Source organism: Amycolatopsis rubida (assembly GCF_900115345.1).
In the GTDB taxonomy this organism is placed as follows: Bacteria; Actinomycetota; Actinomycetes; order Mycobacteriales; family Pseudonocardiaceae; genus Amycolatopsis; species Amycolatopsis rubida.
Window position 1 is genome coordinate 47,015 of the sequence record NZ_FOWC01000022.1, and the last position, 19,601, is coordinate 66,615.

Genomic DNA, 19,601 nt, shown 5'->3' on the forward strand with positions numbered 1-19,601 from the left:
CCGAGGGGGACGGAACCGGAAGAGCGGCAAGGGAAACGTGGGGGACGAAGCAGCGGCGCGGTGGAGCTCCGAGAGGGTGCTCGAACTCGCGCCGGACGCCGCGTCGGCGAAAGCCGGGCGCGGGCAGGCGGCGCCGGCGAAGTGGTCGGACGCGGGCGCGTCGGGCCGTGCTGTCTGGGGCGCGTGCCAAGGCAGCGGGAAGCGGCCGTACCAGACGACGGTGGAAACGGCCGGGCCCGCGTTCCGGTGCAGTTGCCCGAGCCGGAAGTTCCCGTGCAAGCACGCGCTGGGATTGCTGCTGCTCTGGGCCGACGGCCAGGTCCCCCGCGCGGAGGAGCCCGGATGGGTGCACCCGTGGCTGGACGAACGGGCCGCGCGGGCGGAACGGGCCGAGAAGAAACCGGACGCGCCCAAGGACCTCGAAGCGGCGGCCAAACGGGCGCAGGAACGGCTCGCACGGGTCACCGCCGGAGCCGCTGAGCTGTGCGGATGGCTCGCCGACCGGGTGTCCGCCGGGTTCGCGACCTTCGAACGCGGCGGCGCCGACGAGCTGTACACGGTCGCCTCGCGCATGGTCGACGCGCAAGCTCCCGGGCTGGCGAACGGCCTGCGCCGGGCAGCGGCGCTGGTCGGGCGCGGCCGGGACTGGCCGGATCGCCTGCTGGCCGAGTTGTCGCTGGTGTACGTGCTCGCGGACGCGGCGAGCAGGCTGGAGTCGCTGCCTGCCGGGCTCGCCGGCACCGTCCGGACCCGGCTGGGGTTCTCGGTGAGCACTGCGCAGGTGCTGGAGTCCGGCGAGCGGGTGCCGGACCAATGGCTGGTCACCGGCGCGATCGACGAGGAGCAGGACTCGCTGCGCAGCAGGCGCACCTGGCTGCGGGGCAAGCGCAGCGGCCGGGACGCGCTGGTGCTGTCGTTCGCTCCGCCCGGGCGTCCGCTGGACAGCTCGCTGCCGCCGGGGTACGTCGTCGCGGGAGAGCTGGTGTTCCACCCGGGTGCGGTGCCGTTGCGGGCAGTGTTCGACCATCGGGAGGAACCCGTCGCTCCGGAAGGCGGGCCGGTTGGCGGGACCTGCGCCGCCGCGCTCGCCGAACGTGCTGCCGCGCTCGCGGCCGATCCTTGGCTGGACCGGTGGCCGGTGCTGTTGAGCGAACTCCGCCCGGCGCGGCACGGGGACGAGTGGGCGTTGTCCGATGTGGACGGTGCGGCGCTGCCGCTGGCGCCTTCGGTGGATCCGTGGCCGCTGCTGGCGCTCGCGGCCGAGCGGCCGGTGACGGTGGCCGCCGAGTGGACGGCAGCGGGGTTGCGGCCGTTGAGCTGCTGGCATCGCGGCGGGATGGTGCGACTGTGACTGCCTGGAACGACCTCGTCAGCACCGTCCTGCTCGGCACCCGCCGCCGGACCCTCGACCCCGCCGGATTACCGCCCGGGGTAAGGGACGTCGCCGAACGCCGCACCGACCCCGCCGACCAAGCGCTCGTCGCCGCGGCGGCGTACACCGGCTACCGGCGGGCTGGGCAGCAACCACTGACCGGCATCGAACCCGAACCTGCCGCGACGGAGGACACCCGTCCGTTCATCCCGGCCGCGGCGCGGGCGCGGCTCGGGCACCTGCTCTCCGCGAACCGGCCGGAACTGGTCGAGGAATGGCTCGCCACGGTGGCGGACAAGGGATTCCGCGTCCCGGCCGAGCGGCTGCCCGCCCTCGCCGACGCGGCACGGACCCGGGTGTCGCTGCGGGCGCCGCTCGCCGCGGTCGCCGGGCCGGTCGGCGCGTGGCTCGGCGAACGGAATCCGGAGTGGGCGTTCCTGGTCGCCGCCGCGGACGACACCAGCGACGACGCCTGGCAGTTCGGCACCGCCGCGCGTCGGCAAGCCTGGCTGGAACGCGTGCTCGCCGCCGATCCCGCCCGCGCGCGAGAGAGGCTCGCCGCGGCCTGGGGCAACGAACCGGCCGACGTCCGGGCGACGTTCCTGGCCCTGCTCGGCGAGCACCTCGCCGAGCAGGACGAGCCGTTCGTCGAAGCCGCGCTCGGCGACCGGGCGGCCGGGGTGCGCGAGATCGCGCTGCGGCTGATCGGCCGGTACCCCGATTCGGCCTTCGGCGAGCGGATGATCGACCGGCTGCGGGCCTGCGTCGCCGTGCGCAGCCGCGCGCTGCGGGCCGACGTCCTCGAATTCACTCCGCCCGAACCGGACGACAGCCTGATCCGCGACGGCATCCGCGTCCCGGCCGGGCCGGGGCAGGGCACCGCCCGGCTGCGCGCGATCGTCGCCGCCGCTCCCCTGCGGTTCTGGGCCGGGTACGGCACCCCGGGCGAACTGGCCGGGATGCTCGTCGAAGGCCCGCCGCTGAACGTGGTGCGCGAAAGCTGGGCCACCGCCGCGCTCCGGCAGCGCGACGAGCAATGGGCGCAAGCCCTCGTGGAAGCCGAACCGGGCGGGCGCAGCACCGCCGCGCTCATCGGCGTGCTGTCGCCCGAACAACAGGCCGCCACGGTCGCGAAGCTGACCCGCGGGCTGCCGGTCGAAGCCCTCACCCGGCTCATCCTCGACCTGCCGCAGCCCTGGCCCGCCGCGCTCGGCACGGTGCTGCTCGACTGGGTCGCCGGGCAACGCGACCACCGGCTGGTCGCGCATGCGGCCGCGCTGATCGCGAAGGCCGTGCCCGTCGCCTGCCTCGGCCACCCGCTGGCCGAGGTCCCGCTTCCCGGCGAAGCCGCCCCGTGGCGGCGCGCGGTCGCCGAAACCCTGTCCTTCCGCCGTGAAATGCACAAGGAGCTCGCATGATCTCCCCCGTCCTCCGGCCGCACGCCGAACAGGAATACGCCGGCGAACTGGCCGCCCTCGCCGCGGCCGACGACCGGGCGAAACCGCCGTCGTGGCGGCTTTCCCCGTGGGCGGTGGTCACCTACCTGCTCGGCGGCACACTCGACGACGGCACCGTGATCAGCCCGAAGTACGTCGGCCCGCGGCGGCTGGTCGAGGTCGCGGTCGCCACCCTCGCCACCGACCGCGCGCTGCTGCTGCTCGGCGTGCCGGGCACGGCGAAGACCTGGGTGTCCGAGCACCTCGCGGCGGCGATCAGCGGGGACTCCACGCTGCTCGTCCAAGGCACCGCGGGCACCGCCGAGGAGCAGATCCGCTACGGCTGGAACTACGCGCGGCTCATCGCCGAAGGACCGAGCGACCGGGCGCTGGTCGAAAGCCCGGTCCTGCGCGCGATGCGCGACGGCAAGGTCGCGCGGCTCGAGGAACTCACCCGGATCCCGGCGGACGTGCAGGACTCGCTGATCACGATCCTGTCCGAGAAGACGCTGCCGATCCCCGAGCTGGGCTCCGAGGTGCAGGCCCGGCCCGGGTTCACGCTGGTGGCCACGGCGAACAACCGGGACAAGGGCGTCAACGAGCTGTCGAGCGCGCTGCGGCGGCGGTTCAACACCGTCGTGCTCCCGCTGCCGGACACCGCGGAAGCCGAGGTGGACATCGTCCGGCGGCGAGTCGGTCAGCTGGGCGCGGCGCTGTCGCTGCCCGCCGAAGCCGCCGATCTCGCCGAAATCCGCCGGGTGGTCACGGTTTTCCGCGAACTGCGGGCGGGCCGCACCGAGGACGGCCGCACCGCGGTGAAAACCCCGTCGGGCACGCTCTCGACAGCCGAAGCGATCAGCGTGCTCACCGGCGGTCTCGCGCTGGCCGCGCACTTCGGCGACGGCGTGCTGCGCGCGCAGGACGTCGCGGCCGGGATTCACGGTGCGGTGGTGAAGGATCCGGTCGCCGACAGGGCGATCTGGAGCGAGTACCTGGAGACCGTGGTGCGCGAGCGGGAAGGCTGGGCCGACTTCTACCGGGCAGGCCAGGAGATCGCCGGATGACCACTCATCTCCTCGGGATCCGGCATCACGGTCCCGGTTCGGCGCGGGCGGTCGCCGCCCGGCTCGCCGAGCTGGAACCGGACGTGGTGCTGATCGAGGGGCCGCCGGAGGCGGACCAGCTCGTCGATCTCGCCGCGGACGAGGGCATGCGGCCGCCGGTGGCGCTGCTGGCGTACGCGTCCGACGATGTGTCGCGCGCGGCGTTCTGGCCGTTCGCGGTGTTCAGCCCCGAATGGCAGGCCCTGCGGTACGCCGCCGCGGCCGGTGTTCCGGTGAAGTTCTGCGATCTTCCCGCGGCACACCAGTTCGCGCTCGGCGAGGAACGGACCGCACCGCGCACCGACCCGCTCGCGGAACTCGCCGCGGCGGGCGGATACGACGATCCGGAACGCTGGTGGGACGACTTCGTCGAGTCCCGCCGAGGCGAGGAATCGGCGTTCGAGGTGATCGCCGACGCGATGACCGCGCTGCGCGAGGGCGACCGGCCGGACGATCCGCACGAGCAGCGGCGCGAGGCCTACATGCGGAACGTGCTGCGCAAGACGCGGAAGGAAGGCTGCCAGCGGATCGCCGTGGTGTGCGGGGCCTGGCACGTGCCCGCGCTGGCCGATCCGCTGCCGCCCGCGGCCAAGGACCAGGCTGTCCTCAAAGGACTCCCGAAGCGGAAGGTCGTGTGCACGTGGGTGCCGTGGACACACGGCAGGCTCGCGTCGGTCACCGGCTACGGCGCGGGCGTCCGCTCGCCCGGCTGGTACCACCACCTGTTCAGCACCTCCGGCGACGTCACCACCCGGTGGCTCACCGCCGTCGCCGGAGTCCTGCGCGAGGAAGACCTGCCCGTCTCCACCGCGCACGTGATCGAAGCAGTGCGGCTGGCCGACACGCTGGCCGCGCTGCGCGGCCGGTCGTCCGCCGGGCTGGCCGAGGTCGACGCCGCCGCCCGAGCGGTCCTGTGCGGCGGCGACGACGTCCAGGCCGACCTGGTCACGCGGCGGCTCGTAGTCGGCGAACTGCTCGGCGAGGTCCCGGACCGCGTGCCGCAAGCGCCGCTGGCCGCCGACCTGGTCGCCACCGCCCGGCGGCTCCGGCTCAAACGCGAGCCTCAAGCGCGAGAACTGGATCTGGACCTGCGCACCCCCGGCGGCCTGGACCGCTCGCGCCTGCTGCACCGCCTGCACATCCTCGGCATCCCCTGGGGCGAACCGGAACTGTCCTCGGTGCGGAACAAAGGCACCTTCCGCGAGACCTGGACCGTGTGCTGGGAACCAGGTTTCGAGGTCGACCTGGTCGCAGCGGCGGTACACGGGACCACCGTGCCCGCCGCCGCCACCGCGGTCGTGCGCGAGACCGTCGGCGGATCGCCCTCACTCGCCGACATCACCGCCGCGGTGGAACGCTGCCTCCTGGCCGACCTGGGCGACGCCCTGCCGGAAACCCTCGCCGCCCTGGACACCCGCGCCGCCGCCGACGCAGACGTCGCGCACCTCATGACGGCCCTGCCTCCGCTGGCGCGGGCGACCCGCTACGGCGATGTTCGCGGCACCGACACCGCACAGCTGCAAGAAGTCGCCGACCGGATCCTCACCCGGGTCTGCGCCGGCCTTCCGCCCGCCGTGCACGGCATCGACGAGGAGGCCGCCGCACAGTTCTGCGAACTGGTCGACGACGTCCACGAAGCCACCGATCTCCTCGGCGACGCCGCCCGCGACCGCTGGTTCGCCGCCCTGGCCCGCCTGTCCACCCGCGATGCCCTGCCGCCGCTCTTGGCAGGCCGCATCGTGCGCCTCCTGCACGACGCCGACCTGCTGGACGGCGCCGAGGTCGAACTCCGGCTGAGCCGCATGCTCACCCCCGGCATCTCCCCGACCGACGGCGCGGCCTACGTAGAAGGCTTCTTCTCCGGCGGCGCCCTCCTGCTGGTCCACGACGAACGCATGCTGCACGTCGTCGACACCTGGCTGACCTCGATCCCGCCCGAGGTCTTCAGCGAGGTGCTTCCCTTGCTGCGCCGTACTTTCGGCACCTTCGCCGGTCCGGAAAAACGCGCCATCGGCGAACGCGCCGCCACGCTGTCCGGCGCTCGCCGGATCGAACCGGCGCTCGCCGAAGACCTCGACGAGACCCGCGCCGCAGCCGCCCTGCCGGTCTTCGCCACCCTTCTAGGAGCCACCCCGTGACCACCGATCCCGAACGCCTCCGCCGCTGGCGCCTAGTGCTGGGCGGAGATTCCGACGGCACCGGCCAAGCACTGTCGGAAGGGGACACCGGCGTCGACAACGTGCTGGCCGCCCTCTACGACGAGCGCCCCAAAAACCCGCGCAGCAGCGGCGACCGCAGCGGCGGCCTGCAAGCCTCCGCGCCGCGAGTGGCGCGCTGGCTCGGCGACATCCGGAAGTACTTCCCCGGCTCCGTCGTCCAGGTCATGCAACGCGACGCCGTAGACCGCTTGGGCATCACCCGGATGCTGCTGGAACCGGAACTGCTCAGCGCCGTGGAACCGGACGTCCACCTGGTCGGAACCCTCTTGTCCCTCACCAACGTCCTGCCCGAAGAGACGAAGGAAACCGCACGCGCTGTTGTCCGCAAAGTCGTCACCGAGCTGGAGGAACGCCTGGCCGAACGCACCCGCGCGGCAGTCCGCGGCGCACTGGACCGCGCAGCCCGCGCCCAACGCCCCCGAGGCGCGGACATCGACTGGAACCGCACCGTCCGCCGAAATCTGAAGCACTACTCCCCCGAGTTGAAAACCATTGTGCCCGAACAGCTTTTCGGCTTCGGCCGCCGAGAGCAAAGCGTCCGGCGCGACGTGATCCTGGCTGTCGACCAGTCCGGCTCCATGGCAGAATCCGTGGTGTACTCAGGCGTTTTCGGTGCCGCCCTCGCCTCGATGCGTGCACTGAGCACGAAATTCGTCGCGTTCGACACCGCGGTCGCCGATCTGTCCGATCACCTCGACGACCCCGTCGACCTCCTGTTCGGCACCCAGCTGGGCGGCGGCACCGACATCAACCGCGCATTGGCCTACTGCCAAGGACTCGTGGAACGCCCCGAACAGACCCTCCTGGTGCTGATCAGCGACCTGTACGAAGGCGGAGTACGAGACGACCTGCTGCGCCGGGTCGCGGACCTGGCGGGATCCGGAGTGCAGGTGGTCGCGCTGCTGGCCCTGGCGGACTCCGGAGCGCCGTTCTACGACCACGAGAACGCGGCCGCGCTCAGTGAGCTGGGGGTGCCCGCTTTCGCCTGCACGCCGGACCTTTTCCCGGATCTGCTGGCCGCCGCGCTCCGAAGGGAGGACTTGACCCGCTGGGCCGCCTCGGCAACAGCCCAGTGACCTGCCGCTGAAGGACCTGCCGCACCGGAGCGCGGTCGCGGAGCGTTCGAGGCTGGCGGCGGGTCCGCGGAACTGCCTCCGCCGGATCCGATGGCGGCAGTCCGCGTCGGAACCGAGGGTGCCGCCCGGAGCGCGGGTTCCCGCCGGGAGGGGAACTGACCTCCAGTTCGGCGACTGCGGTTCAGTGTGCGCAGCTGCGCTCGGGCCTGGGCCGAACCCCGTGATCCGGACGCCATCGCGGCGCACGCCGGGTACTCCCGTTACCGCTTCGTCCGGCTTTCCCGAAACCGATCAGGTCGAACGGAATCGTCCCGGCAGGATCGGGACAGCCCCTCGCCGGAGCACGGCGAAACCCGGCCAGCGCCGAGATCCGGAGGTCAAGCGCTGTTCCGGGACTTCGCTCTCCCGAACCGCAGCACCCCGTCGTCCACGCGGCTCAAGCGCAGGTCCGCGGCGTCCAGCAGGTAGTTCTGCCGCATCAGCCACGGCCGCCGGTCGCCTTGGCGCGGCAGCACCGAGGCGGCGCGGGTGAGGTAACCCGACGTCAGGTCCATGATCGGCCGCCGCCGAGTGGACGGGATCGCGGGCGGGCGGGGCACACAGGTGTCGAAACCGTTGCGCGACAGGTGGTTCAGCAATCGGCACACGTACCGCGAGACGAGGTCTGAGCGCAGCGTCCAGGAGGCGTTCACGTAGCCGATGCACCACGCGAGGTTCGGTACCCCGCCGAGCATCATTCCCTTGTACACCAGCTGTTCCGACGGTTCGATCACCTCGCCGTCCACGCTCAGCTCGATGCCGCCGAACGCGATCACCCGCAAGCCGGTCGCGGTGACGACCACGTCCGCGGGCAACTGCGCGCCGGATTCCAGCATGATGCCGTCGGGCGTGAAGCGGTCGATCCGGTCGGTGACGATGTCCGCTTGACCGCTGCGGAGCGCGCGGAAGAAATCCGCTCCGGGCGTCAGGCAGAGGCGCTGATCCCAGGGCCGGTACCGCGGCGAGAAATGGGGGTCGACTGGGATCGAAGCGGGTAATTGCTTCGCGGCAGCATCGCGCAAGAAAGCCGCCGCGCGCTGGGGCTGTCGGCGTGAGAACTGGTACAACAACGTTGTCACCAGGACGTTCTTCGCCCGCACCAGGTGGTAAACCAGCCGCGAAGGCAGGATTCGGCGGAGGCGGCGAGCGAGCGAGTCCGTCCACGGGCGGGCCAGGACGTAGCTCGGCGATCGTTGCAGCATCGTCACTGACTCCGCCGCGGAAGCCAGTTCCGGCACCAAGGTCACCGCGGTGGCGCCGCTGCCGATGACCACGACTCGTTTGCCGGTGAAGTCCGACTCTTCCGGCCAGAACTGGGGGTGCACGATCTCGCCGCGGAACGAGTCGCGGCCGGGGAAGTCGACGACGTGGCCGTTTTCGTAGCTGTAGTAACCGCTGCACAAATACAGGAAAGAGCAGGTGTGACTGACCGCCTCGCCCTCGTGCGAGGCCTCCACTGTCCAGCAGGCCGAGCCGGACGACCAGGACGCGCGGACAACCCGATGCCCGAACCGGATGTGCCGGGAGATCCCGTGCTCAGCGGCGGTCTCGCGGAGGTAATCGAGGATCTCGGCCCCGGACGCGATCGCTTGTTCCTGGGGCCACGGCCGGAACGGGTAGCCGAGCGTGAACATGTCCGAGTCGGAGCGCACGCCCGGGTACCGGAACAGGTCCCAGGTTCCGCCGATCGTGTCGCGCGCTTCGAGGATGGCGTACGTCCGGTCCGGGGCCTGCTGCTGCAGCCGGCAAGCCGCGCCGATGCCGGAAAGCCCGGCTCCGACGACCAGGACATCGAAATGCGCCACGGTTCCTCCCCGCGAGAAGCGACTCCGCCCCACCTTACGGCCGGGGCCGCGGCACGTGGGGCCCCGCCGGGCCAGGCCGGGAACCACCGGCCCGGCGGGGAAAACCGGGTTCACCGCAGGGAAACCACCTTGGTGGCGCCGAAGGCGTCCTTGAACGGAACTTCCACCGTGCGCCGCCGCACCGTCACACGGACGCTTTCCTGCAGCTGCGTCGGGTCGGAAACAGCGAGACTGTTCCGGCCGAGCGCCACCGAAGCCGGTCCTGAAACGGATACTTCGTCCACCGTACCCGCACTGTAGAAGTTTGCCAGCAGTGTGTTATCCCACAGCCGCAAGGCCTGGACAACGGGCGTATTGGCCCGCACGCGCCACGCGAACGCCGACGCGACCGTCCCCACTACCGACGCGCCCGGCAGGACCGCGTACGCGTACTTCGCGTCCACCGGCTTCGCACCGTGCTCAATCACCAATTTCTGGTAGCGCCGCGTGTTCGGTGTCGTGGTGCCCTTCGTGTTGGCACCGGTGTCGACGTCGCGCCACGCGCCGGTCCGGTCTTCGCGCAGTGCGGTGACCTCGGCGTTGTCGAGCAGGACGTACCCGCCGACGTGGTCCAGGTGCAGCCAGCGCGGCCGGTGCAGCGTGCTCGAATCGCCGACCGCGCGCGCGTCGGCCAGCAGCGTGCCGCGTCCGTTTTCGCCGAGGTTGCGGTTTTCGATCGTCGTCCGGACCGCCTGTCCGGACGTGTCAGTGATCCCCGCGCCGAGGCAGACAATGCCCGCCGGCGTGAAGAACCACGACTTCTTCGCGGACAGCGAACCGTCTTCGGAGACGAAATCCATCGCGTACGCACCGTGCCGGGCGTCCCAGCGCACGCCGCCGACGTGCGCTTTCGTCGTCAACGGCGTGGCCGCCAGCGGTCCCGGCGGACCGGCCTTCGCGGTGGTGCCGGGCAACAGGGCCGGATCGACGGTCGGCCAATAGGCGTCCGAGTAGTGGCCTTTCGCGTGGGGGAGGAACAAATACAGCACCCCGTCGCCGACGTGCCAGCCGTGCAGGTTCATCCCGTTGATCGACTCGTAGCGCGAGATTCGCGTGGAGCCGGCGCCGAGCGACGCGGACCAGCCCTCGGTCACGTGCACCATCCGGTCCTGCTGCCCGAAGATCCGGTGCGTCGCGGCGATCGGCGCTGGCCGCACGCGTCCGGCCAGCATCTCCTGGGCGAACTCGATGCCCGGCGTCGCGACGAGGTCCGGACCGGGCGCGAACCGTTCCGGATCGGGGATTTCCAGGAACGGCGCGTACGTGCCTTCCCTGATCCACTTGGCGGCGAGCCCGGACAGTTCGGCCTTCACAGTCCCGGTCGCCGACCGCGCGAGGACCAAAGTCGCGACGGTCAGCTGGTGTCCGATGTCGTGCGCGGTCTCGCCCTCCCGCGACAGCATCCGCCCGCGCACCGGCTCCATCAGCGCGCCCGCGTACACGAACGGCGCGAACGTGTCGCCGACCAGCGCGTAGACCTTCTGCTTCAGCTCGTCCGGCAGCGCGTACTCGGTGCCTTCGGTGACGTGGATCGTCCCGGCGAGCGCGGTCAGCAGGACGATGCCGTAGTGGCCGGGGTACGGGATGGTGTCGTGCTGGATGAACGAGCCGTCGGCGTGGAAACCGTCGCCCGCCGCGCGGTCCAGCTTCGCCAGGACGCTGGCCGCTCCCCCGCCGGCGACGTCGGTGATCGCGTCGATGCCGGTGCGGATCCACGCGGTGTCGCCGGTCAGCGCGCCGGAGACGATCGAGATCAGCGCCTTGTCCGCCCGGTTCGCGCCGGTTTCGACGATCTTCGGGTTGTTCGCGCGCAGGTTCGGGTTGCCGACGAACCGCTTGACCGGGCTGACATACCGCGCGAGTTCGTCGGCGGTCAGCTGGTCGGCGACCGTGACGAGGGTGTGCAGCAGGTAGTACGGCACGCCGATCTCGTAGGTGTACCAGTTGCCGATCTCGCCGACCTGGGGGTTGTACTGGCTGGCGTAGATCAGTTCCAGCGCCTTCCTGATCCCGTCGAGCACTTTCGGATCGCCGGAAAGCGTGCTGCCCGGGGTCCCCCAGTCGACCGCGATCGCGCGCAGCCGGGCGTACATCGACGTCGTGTAGTCGCTGCCGGGACCGAGCGGCAGGTCGGTCCACAATGGACCTTCTCCGGACACCGACATGCTGCCGTAGTACGACTTCGCGACCCGGCCGAGGTTCTTCAGCGCGGCCGTGCGTTCCGGCGACGGGCGGTTGACGCCGGTTTGCAGCTCGCGGTAGCCGGCCACGATCTTCTTCAGCGGATCAGCGGCAGGCGCGGCGAGGGCCGGACGCGCAGTGGCGACGAGCGCGGCCGACGCGGCGGCGATGGCACCGCCACGCAGTGCGGTTCTGCGGTTCACGGGCATGACGGTGCCTCCCAGCGGGTTGGTTGTGCGTGGCGATCCCGGTGAGAACCGGGATCGCCACGCGCAAGGGGGTCTGCTCAGCGCGCTCCGTCGACCCGGCGCGGCAGCTGCCACGGGTTCGCTTCCTGAAGGGCTTCCGGCAGCAGCGCGTCCGGGAAGCTCTGCCAGGCCACCGGACGCAGGAAGCGCTCGATCGCGGCGGTGCCGACCGACGTCGTGGTCGGCGCGGTCGTCGCCGGGTACGGGCCGCCGTGCTGCTGTGCCCAGCTGACCGTGACGCCGGTCGGCCAGTCGTTCCACAGCAGCCGTCCGGCCAGCCGGCTGAGCGAAGGCAGCAGCGGACGCACGAAGTCGGCGTCGCCGTCCTCGCCCTGGACCGTTGCGGTAAGGCCGGGTTCGAGGCTGTCCAGCAGCTCGATCAGTTCGGCCTGGCCGGAGTAGGTGACGATCAGCGACGCCGGTCCGAAGTGCTCCTCGCAGACCGCCTCGCCGCCTGCCAGGAACTCCTTCGCCGTGGTGGCCAGCAGCGACGGGGTGAACGCATCGCCGTCCTGCGCGCCTTCCACGACCGACTCGACACCCGACACCGCACGCAGGTCCGCCAGCTTCTGCGCGAAACCGACGGCGATGCGGTCGTTCAGCATCTCCTGCTGAGCCACCGCGCCGACCGCCTCGCGGAGCGAATCGTCCAGCCCGTGGCCCTCGGGCAGGAACAGCAGGCCCGGCTTGGTGCAGAACTGGCCCGCGCCGAGGCTGAACGACCCGGCGTAGCCCTTCGCCACCGCCTCGCCGCGCGCGGCGACCGCACCCGGCGTGACGACGACCGGGTTGACGCTGCCCAGCTCGCCGTAGAACGGAATCGGCGCCGGCCGCGAGACCGCGATGTCGAACAACGCCCGCCCACCCGGCACGGAACCGGTGAAGGCGGCGGCGGAAACCCGCGGGTCCCTGAGCGCCGTGACGCCCTGCTCCACCCCGTGGATCACCGCGAACGCGCCCTCCGGCGCACCGGCAGCGGTCAACGCCTGTGCGACGATCTCGCCGGTCCGCGTCGAGAGTTCTTCGTGGCCCGGATGCGCTTTGAGCACCACCGGGCACCCGGCGGCCAGCGCCGAAGCGGTGTCGCCGCCCGCGACGCTGAACGCGAACGGGAAGTTGCTCGCGGCGAACACCAGCACCGGCCCGATCGGCACGAGCACCCGGCGCAGGTCCGGCCGGGCGCCCATCGGCCAGGCCGGGTCGGCGTGGTCGACGGTCGCGCCCAGGAATTCGCCGTCCCGCAGCACCTCGCCGAACAGCCGCAGCTGGAACGTGGTGCGCGCGAGCTCGCCCTTCAACCGCGGCGCGGCCGGCAGGCGGGTTTCCTGGTGCGCCAACGGGATCAGCTCTTCAGCGGCGGCGTCGAGCGCGTCCGCGGCGGCGGCCAGCCACTGCGCCCGGTCGGCCGGGGTGCTCGCGGCGAACGGCCGGGCGGCTGCGGCTGCGGCGGCCAGCACGCTTTCCAGTTCCGGGGCGGAAGTTTCGCGGCTCAATGCATCTCCTCGTCAAACAGGTTCAAGACACCGAATGCGCGGCAGCGGTGGCGTGCCACTCGCCTCGGTCGGCCGGAGTGCTTTCGGCGAATCACCGGGCAGCCGCCAGCACGCTGGACGCGCGTCAACGGCCAGCCAATCAGCCCGGCAGCCAGCACGCCTTCCAACTCCGAGGCGGAAGTTTCGCGGCTCAATGCATCTCCTCGTCAAACAGGTTCAAGACACCGAACGCGCCGCAGCGGTGACGTGCCACTCGCCTCGGTCGGCCGGAGTGCTTTCGGCGAATCACCGGGCAGCCGCCAGCACGCTGGACGCGCGTCAACGGCCAGCCAATCAGCCCGGCAGCCAGCACGCCTTCCAACTCCGAGGCGGAAACTCCGCAGCTCAATGGATCTCCTCGTCAAACAGGTTCAAGACACCGAACGCGCCGCAGCGGTGGCAGCGTGCAGATCCGGCCAGCGGGCCGGACCGGCGAGGCCCAAGTGGTACAGGTGCAGTTCCGTCGCTCCAGCCTTCGCCAGTTCGCCCACGTACGCCTCGATATCCGGCACCGCGCTCGCCCCGACCGCCGTGATGTAGCTGCCGATCGCGACCCGTTCCGGCAACGCCTGTCGCGCGGCCGCGACCGCGTCGACGCTGGCCTGGCCCGGTGCCCAGTTCTGCAGCACCACCGTCTCGGCGTCGTCGGCGGCTGTCGGGGTCAGGCCGGGCAGCGCGCCGGTTACCCACGGGTCGAGCGCGCCGTGCAGCACGATCCGCGTACCCGGCTCCAGCACGGCCAAGACCGCAGCGCGCAACGCATCGGTCGCCTGCTGCCGACCGGACAGTAGTTTTTCCTTCAACTCAGCCGGAAGCCTATCCTCGACCACCGACAAATCCGCCGTAGCGATCAGCCGCTGCACCTCGGCACGCAAGGTGTCGCGGACGTCCGACGGGTCGAGACCGGTCCAGCCTTCCGCACAGGCGTCGCAGCAGCAGATCGACAACAGCCGCGCGGTAGCCGGCGCCCACACGCCGTCGGTCTTCTCGTGCTGATGCTGGTGCACGCCGCCGAGTGGGCCGCACGCCTCCAGCAGCACCGACGAAAGCTTCAGCCCCGCAACGGATTCCGCGGTCAGCGTCGCCGCGTACTCGCGTACTGCGGGCTGCGCGGGGCACAGCGCCCACGGATAGGTCTCGCCGAAGCAGTTGCGCACGGCGTACTGCGGAAACTCCGTGCCCAGCTGCGAGTTGTGCGTGAGCACGATCCACGCGGCAGCAGGGATTCCGGCGTTGTTGAGCCGTCGGACCGCGTCGCCGCCGCTGTCTTCCGAAGAGACCCAGTCCGGCGTGGCTGGGACGAGATCCCGGCCCGGCCAGGCTTCCGCGCGCACCGGCCGGTAGAGAGCGGCGGTCCGCGCGACCACCGACGTCCGCTCGGTCGACCACGGCGTCGCGGCGCGGGCGCTGTGGTAGGCCAAGGCCACCGCGACCTCGTCCACCCCGAGGTCCTGCACCCGTTCGGCGAACGCGGTGTCGCCGAGCACGTCCCACGGATACGCGTATCCGGTCACCTTCACCGGCTCACCACCTCGCCGTGTTCGGCTCGAAGCCGGGCGTGTACCTGCGCATGTAAGTCACATCGTCCCGTTTGGTCAGTCCACATCGGACATAGTCCTCGTGCGCCCTGGCGAGCGCGTCCTGGTCCAGCGTGATCCCGAGCCCGGGCCGGTCCGGCACCGCCACCGCTCCGCCGGCGAAATTCAGCACGCCCGGTTCGATCACGTCGGCAGTCTTCCACGGCCAGTGCGTGTCGCAGGCATACGTCAGGTGCGGGGTCGCGGCCGCGACGTGCACCATCGCGGCGAGGCTGACCCCGAGGTGGCTGTTGGAGTGCATGGACAGCCCGACGCCGAAGCTTTCGCAGGCCACCGACAGTGCCTGGGTGTCGCGCATGCCGCCCCAGAAGTGATGGTCGGACAGCAGGACGCCGATCGCGCGCGCCCGGAACGCCGGTTCCAGGTCGCCGAAGTTCACCACGCACATGTTGGTGGCCAACGGCATGCTCGCCTCGCGCGCGACGCGCGCCATGCCCTCGATGCCCGGCGTCGGGTCTTCGAGGTACTCCAGCACGCCGTCGAGTTCGGCCGCGACGCGGATGCTCGTCTCGGGCGTCCACGCCGCGTTCGGGTCGATGCGCAGCGGGTGCCCGGGGAACGCTTCGGCCAGCGCGCGAATGCCCTCGATCTCCTGCTCCGGCGCGAAAACCCCGCCCTTGAGCTTGATCGAGCGGAACCCGTACTCGTCAACCATTCGCTGCGCCGAACCGACCAGCGCTTCCGGCGTCAGGATCTCGCCCCAGCTGTCCGCTTCCGCGTCGAGGTGTGCGCCGTACTTGTAGAACAGGTACGCGGAGAAGTCGACGGCTTCGCGAGCCTTGCCGCCGAGCAGATCGGCCACCGGACGGCCGAGGAACTGGCCTTGCGCGTCCAGGCAGGCGACCTCGAACAGCGAGTACACGCTGGCGATCGTCTTGCGGATGGAGAACCCGCCGATCAGGCCGTGCTCGTCGGTCAGCACCGTTCCGGCGAGCGTGCGCGCGATGATCCGCTTCAGGCCCGGCAGGTCGAAAATGTCGTGTCCGGCCAGTTCCGGCAGCACCTTGCGCACCTCGCCGAGGAACGCCGCGTCGCCATACGACTCACCGAGGCCGACCACGCCGTCGTCGCACGCCACCTGGACCACGCTGCGCAACGCGAACGGCTCGTGCACGCCCATCACGTTGAGCAGCGGTGCGTCCGCGAAGGCGACCGGGGTCAGCACCACGTCCCGGATCTTCATCAGAGGCCTTTCAGCACGGCGAAACCGTTCTCGACGATCTTGCCCAGCCGGTCGATCTGCTCGGGCGTCGGCTCGATCAGCGGCGGCCGGACAGTGCCGACCTTGTCGCCGCGCAGCCGGGCGGCGGCCTTGACCAGCGACACCGCGAAGCCGGGCGTCTCGTCGCGCAACGCCACCAGCGGCAGGTAGAACCCGGCGAGCAGCGCGTCCATCGTCGTGTCGTCGTTCTCCGCGAGCGCACGGTGGAAGCGGTGTGCGATCTCCGGCGCGAAGCAGTGCACCGCCGAGGAGTAGCGCGCGACGCCAGCCGCCGCGTACGCCTTCGCGGACACCTCGGCGGTCGGCAAACCGTTGAAGAACAAGAAGTCCGCCGAACGCTGCGTGCCGAGCGCGCGGATCGTGGTGACGATCCGGGTCATCGCTTCGACGTCGCCGTAGCCGTCCTTGATCCCGACCACCGACGGGATGTCCAGCAGCTTCGCCGCAGCCGGCGCGGTGAACACGCCGGTGCCGCGGTGGTAGACGATCACCGGGACCGACGTGTCGCCGACCGCGTAGCGCACGTAGTCGACCAGCCCGTCCTGCGGCCCGGTGACCAGGTACGGCGGAAGCAGCAGCACCCCGTCGGCGTTCCCCGCCTGCGCCGCCGCGACGCCCGCGCGCGCTCCGGCCGCACCGCCGCCCGCGCCGACCCACACCGGCACGCGACCGTTCGCGACCTCGTGTGCCTTGGCCAGCAGCGCAGCGACCTCGTCGACCGACAGCGAGCTGAACTCCCCGGTGCCGCACGCGACGAACAGCGCGCCCGCACCGGCGGCGATGTGGCTCTCCACGTTCTCCGCGAACCCGTCGAGATTGACCGAGAGGTCTTCGGTGAAGGGGGTCAGCGGGAACGCCAGCAAGCCGTCCAGCTCGATTTCGGTCTGTGCCATCAGTTTCTGCTCCAATGTTCACATTCTTGAATGGAGTCTGTTATCGTGACTATGTTCACCCACAAGAACGCTGTTCGGGACGCTAATATGGCCGGACTCACAAGTCAACGGCCCGGTTGGAGGACGCGCATGGCGCAGAAGACGGACCCCGCCACCGCTCCCGCGGAGTCCGCAGGAGTGAAGTCGGCGCGGCGCGCCATCGACCTGATCGAGACGTTCGCCGCGAACGACGTGTGGCTGTCGCTGTCTGATCTCCATGCGCGCACCGGGTTCCCTCGCTCCAGTCTGCACGGTTTGCTGCGCACCCTGCTGGACGCGGGCTGGCTGGAGGCCGACGCGAACTCCGCGCGCTACCGGCTCGGCGTGCGCGCGCTGATCTGCGGCACCGCGTACCTCGACCGCGACGCGATCGTCCCCTACGCCACCGAAGCTTTAGAGCGCATCCGCGAGAAGACCGGCTTCACCGCGCATTTCGCGCGCCGCAACGGCACCGAGGTCGTCTACCTGGAGACGCGCGAGTCGCAGCACTCCACGCACCTGATCTCGCGCGTCGGCCGCACCCTGCCCACGCACGCGACCGCGCTGGGCAAGGCCCTGCTCGCCGAGCTGACCCACGAAGAGGTCGAGGCGCTCATGCCCGAAGAGCTGGTCGCGCTCACCCCGAACACCATCACCACGCTCGACGCGCTGCACGCCGACCTCGCGCGGACCCGGGAACGCGGGTACGCCGCCGAGATCGAAGAGGGCACTCTCGGCGTGCGCTGCGTGGCCGCGGTGATCCCGTACCGCATCCCCGGCACCGACGCGATGAGCTGCTCGATGCCGCTGGGCAAGGTCACCGACGCCGACGTCGAACGGGTCGGCGAGCTGCTGGCCGAAACCACCGCCGAGCTCGGCCAGCAGCTGCGCCGCGCCGGAATCCGCTGACCGCCGCCACCGTGCCCCTCGTGCGTGCCGATCGCGGTGAGAACCGTGAATAGGCACGCACGACGCTCCCTGAGAGGAAATCCATGCCAGACCAGCGTGTGCTGATCACCGGATCGGCCGGCGTCGTCGGCACCCTGATGCGGCCGCGGCTGCGCCGTGAAGGCCGGGTGCTGCGCCTGCTCGACCTCGCCGAGCAGCCCGCCGCCGAGGACGGCGAAGCGGTCGAGATCGTGACCGGCTCGGTCACCGACCCCGAGGCGATGGCCGCCGCCTGCGCGGGCGCGGACGCGGTGATCCACCTGGGCGGGCTCAGCCGCGAGGCGTCGTGGGACGCGACGCTCGACGTCAACATCAACGGCACGCACACCGTCCTCGAAGCCGCCCGCGAGGCCGGGGTCCGCCGGGTCGTGCTCGCGTCGAGCAACCACGCCGTCGGCTTCCGCCGGAACGCCGACGCGGGCGAGAACGGGCTGCCCGCCGACTCCAGCACCCGGCCGGACACTTATTACGGCGTCAGCAAAGCCGCCATCGAAGCACTGGGCAGCCTGTACGCGTCGCGGTTCGACATGGACGTGATCGTCATCCGCATCGGCTCGTGTTTCGAAACCCCGCTGCCGCTCGGCATTCGCGGGCTGACCAGCTGGTTGTCCCCGGACGACGGGGCACGGCTGTTCGAGGCGTGCCTGAGCGCGCCGTCGCCGGGCTACCGGATGATCTGGGGCGTCTCGGACAACACGCGCCGCGTCTACTCGCTCGCCGAGGCCGAGGCGCTGGGCTACCAATCGCACGACAACGCCGAGGGCTACGCCGGGCAGCTGGCGGACAAGCCCGCGCCGACCGGTGCCGCCGCCGAGTACGTCGGCGGGCCGTTCTGCACCGCGCCGCTGGGCGTGTTCAACCCGCTCTGAGAGGTACGCTCGCCGACGGAACCCTCGAAGAGGAGAACGCCGTGGGCGAGCTGGGGCCTGCCGACACGAACGGCATCCTTTCGCTGCCGTGGATCCGCCCGGAACGCACCAGCGCGGGTCTCGGCTGGGACCGGCTCTACCTGTCCAGACAACACGAACAGCCGTATCGCGCGGAGTTCGGGCCCGCGCGCACGCACCAGCTGATCCTGCACCTCGCCGGCCCGGTCACGGTCCGGCGCGGTGTCGGGTCACCCGGCGAGCGCAGCCGGCGGATCCCGGCGGGCGGGCTCTTCCTCCAGCCGTCGCACCAGGAACTGTCGGTGGAACTCGGCGGCGAACTCGACACACTGCACGTGTACCTGCCGGATTCGGCGGTGCAGGAGGCCGCCGGATCGGACGCTCCGGTCCGGCTGGCCGACCGGCTCGGCAGCGTCGATCCCCTGCTCGAACAGCTCTTACTCACGCTCGACCGGGTCGTGCGGGAGTGGGAGCCGGGCGCTCGCGCGTACGCGGATCAGCTCGGCGCGCTTGTTGCCGCGCAGCTCGCGCGTCAGCACCGGGCCGGGCCGGACGCTCCCGCGGCAGCGAGGCCGGCCGAGGCACTGACTGACCGGCAATTCGCCCAGGTGCGCGAGCTGATGGACGAACGGCTCGCCGAATCGCTCGGGCTGGCTGAGCTGGCCGCGGCGGCCGGGTTGAGCGTCAGCCGGTTCGCCCGGCGGTTCAAGGCGCGCACCGGGCTGCCGCCGCACCGCTATCTGGTGCGGCTGCGCGTGGAGCAGGCCGGGTTGCTGCTGCGGACCGGCACCGAGCCGATCGCGGACATCGCCGTGCGCTGCGGTTTCTCCCACCAGGAACATCTGACCCGGGTGCTGCGCGCCCAGCTGGGCACCACGCCCGCCGCGCTTCGCCGGGACGGCTGACGCGCGTTTCGTGCAGCCCGCTCAGCACGTCTGTGCAGGCGCGGGGGCTTCGCCGCCCGGATACTCGACGTACCCGCGTG

General features: G+C 71.2%; 14 protein-coding genes. 8 read left to right on the forward strand and 6 right to left on the reverse strand.

What is annotated here, in order from left to right; translation table 11 throughout:
• Window positions 1-37: 37 nt before the first annotated feature.
• The 5 genes from BM362_RS42725 to BM362_RS42745 are packed head-to-tail and all read left to right on the forward strand — an operon-like array spanning window position 38 to window position 7,206.
• On the forward strand, window positions 38-1,351 hold the full coding sequence (locus BM362_RS42725; RefSeq protein WP_167545655.1) for an SWIM zinc finger family protein: 1,314 nt from the start codon (window positions 38-40) through the stop codon (window positions 1,349-1,351).
• On the forward strand, window positions 1,348-2,790 hold the full coding sequence (locus BM362_RS42730; protein ID WP_167545656.1) for a DUF5691 domain-containing protein: 1,443 nt from the start codon (window positions 1,348-1,350) through the stop codon (window positions 2,788-2,790). Before BM362_RS42725 ends, BM362_RS42730 begins: the two co-directional genes overlap by 4 nt.
• Window positions 2,787-3,872: an ATP-binding protein gene (locus BM362_RS42735; RefSeq protein WP_093577014.1), complete on the forward strand. Its 1,086-nt coding sequence runs from the start codon at window positions 2,787-2,789 to the stop codon at window positions 3,870-3,872. The genes BM362_RS42730 and BM362_RS42735 overlap by 4 nt, the downstream gene beginning before the upstream one ends.
• Window positions 3,869-6,049, forward strand: coding sequence for a DUF5682 family protein (locus BM362_RS42740; RefSeq protein WP_093577015.1), 2,181 nt, complete (start codon window positions 3,869-3,871; stop codon window positions 6,047-6,049). The genes BM362_RS42735 and BM362_RS42740 overlap by 4 nt, the downstream gene beginning before the upstream one ends.
• Window positions 6,046-7,206: a VWA domain-containing protein gene (locus BM362_RS42745; RefSeq protein ID WP_093577016.1), complete on the forward strand. Its 1,161-nt coding sequence runs from the start codon at window positions 6,046-6,048 to the stop codon at window positions 7,204-7,206. Before BM362_RS42740 ends, BM362_RS42745 begins: the two co-directional genes overlap by 4 nt.
• A 377-nt stretch (window positions 7,207-7,583) precedes the next feature.
• Here BM362_RS42745 and BM362_RS42750 read toward each other — a convergent pair whose 3' ends face one another.
• From BM362_RS42750 to BM362_RS42775, 6 genes are all read right to left on the reverse strand, one after another.
• A complete protein-coding gene (locus tag BM362_RS42750; RefSeq protein WP_093577017.1) occupies window positions 7,584-9,050 on the reverse strand; it encodes a flavin-containing monooxygenase in 1,467 nt (488 codons plus the stop codon).
• A 110-nt stretch (window positions 9,051-9,160) separates the two neighbouring features.
• Window positions 9,161-11,479 (reverse strand): polysaccharide lyase 8 family protein, encoded by a 2,319-nt coding sequence (locus BM362_RS42755; RefSeq protein ID WP_093577018.1) that lies wholly within the window; start codon window positions 11,477-11,479, stop codon window positions 9,161-9,163.
• 77 nt (window positions 11,480-11,556) lie between these two features.
• Window positions 11,557-13,011 carry an aldehyde dehydrogenase (NADP(+)) gene (locus BM362_RS42760; protein ID WP_093577019.1) on the reverse strand — a complete coding sequence of 485 codons (1,455 nt, stop codon included), beginning with the start codon at window positions 13,009-13,011 and terminating at the stop codon, window positions 11,557-11,559.
• A gap of 410 nt (window positions 13,012-13,421) precedes the next feature.
• A complete protein-coding gene (locus tag BM362_RS42765; RefSeq protein WP_093577020.1) occupies window positions 13,422-14,570 on the reverse strand; it encodes a cupin domain-containing protein in 1,149 nt (382 codons plus the stop codon).
• 4 nt (window positions 14,571-14,574) lie between these two features.
• Window positions 14,575-15,831: a glucarate dehydratase family protein gene (locus tag BM362_RS42770; RefSeq protein WP_093577021.1), complete on the reverse strand. Its 1,257-nt coding sequence runs from the start codon at window positions 15,829-15,831 to the stop codon at window positions 14,575-14,577.
• The gene (locus tag BM362_RS42775) at window positions 15,831-16,763 is read right to left on the reverse strand and encodes a 5-dehydro-4-deoxyglucarate dehydratase (RefSeq protein ID WP_093577046.1); all 933 of its coding nucleotides are present in this window, start codon (window positions 16,761-16,763) and stop codon (window positions 15,831-15,833) included. Before BM362_RS42775 ends, BM362_RS42770 begins: the two co-directional genes overlap by 1 nt.
• Window positions 16,764-16,892: 129 nt before the next feature.
• Here BM362_RS42775 and BM362_RS42780 point away from each other — a divergent pair, with 129 nt between their 5' ends.
• The 3 genes from BM362_RS42780 (at window position 16,893) to BM362_RS42790 (ending at window position 19,521) form a co-directional block, all read left to right on the forward strand.
• Complete coding sequence (locus BM362_RS42780; protein ID WP_067589020.1) at window positions 16,893-17,690, forward strand: IclR family transcriptional regulator; 798 nt, start codon at window positions 16,893-16,895, stop codon at window positions 17,688-17,690.
• 83 nt (window positions 17,691-17,773) lie between these two features.
• Window positions 17,774-18,598 (forward strand): NAD-dependent epimerase/dehydratase family protein, encoded by an 825-nt coding sequence (locus tag BM362_RS42785; RefSeq protein WP_067589018.1) that lies wholly within the window; start codon window positions 17,774-17,776, stop codon window positions 18,596-18,598.
• A 41-nt stretch (window positions 18,599-18,639) separates the two neighbouring features.
• On the forward strand, window positions 18,640-19,521 hold the full coding sequence (locus tag BM362_RS42790) for a helix-turn-helix domain-containing protein (RefSeq protein WP_093577022.1): 882 nt from the start codon (window positions 18,640-18,642) through the stop codon (window positions 19,519-19,521).
• The last annotated feature ends 80 nt before the right edge of the window (window positions 19,522-19,601 follow it).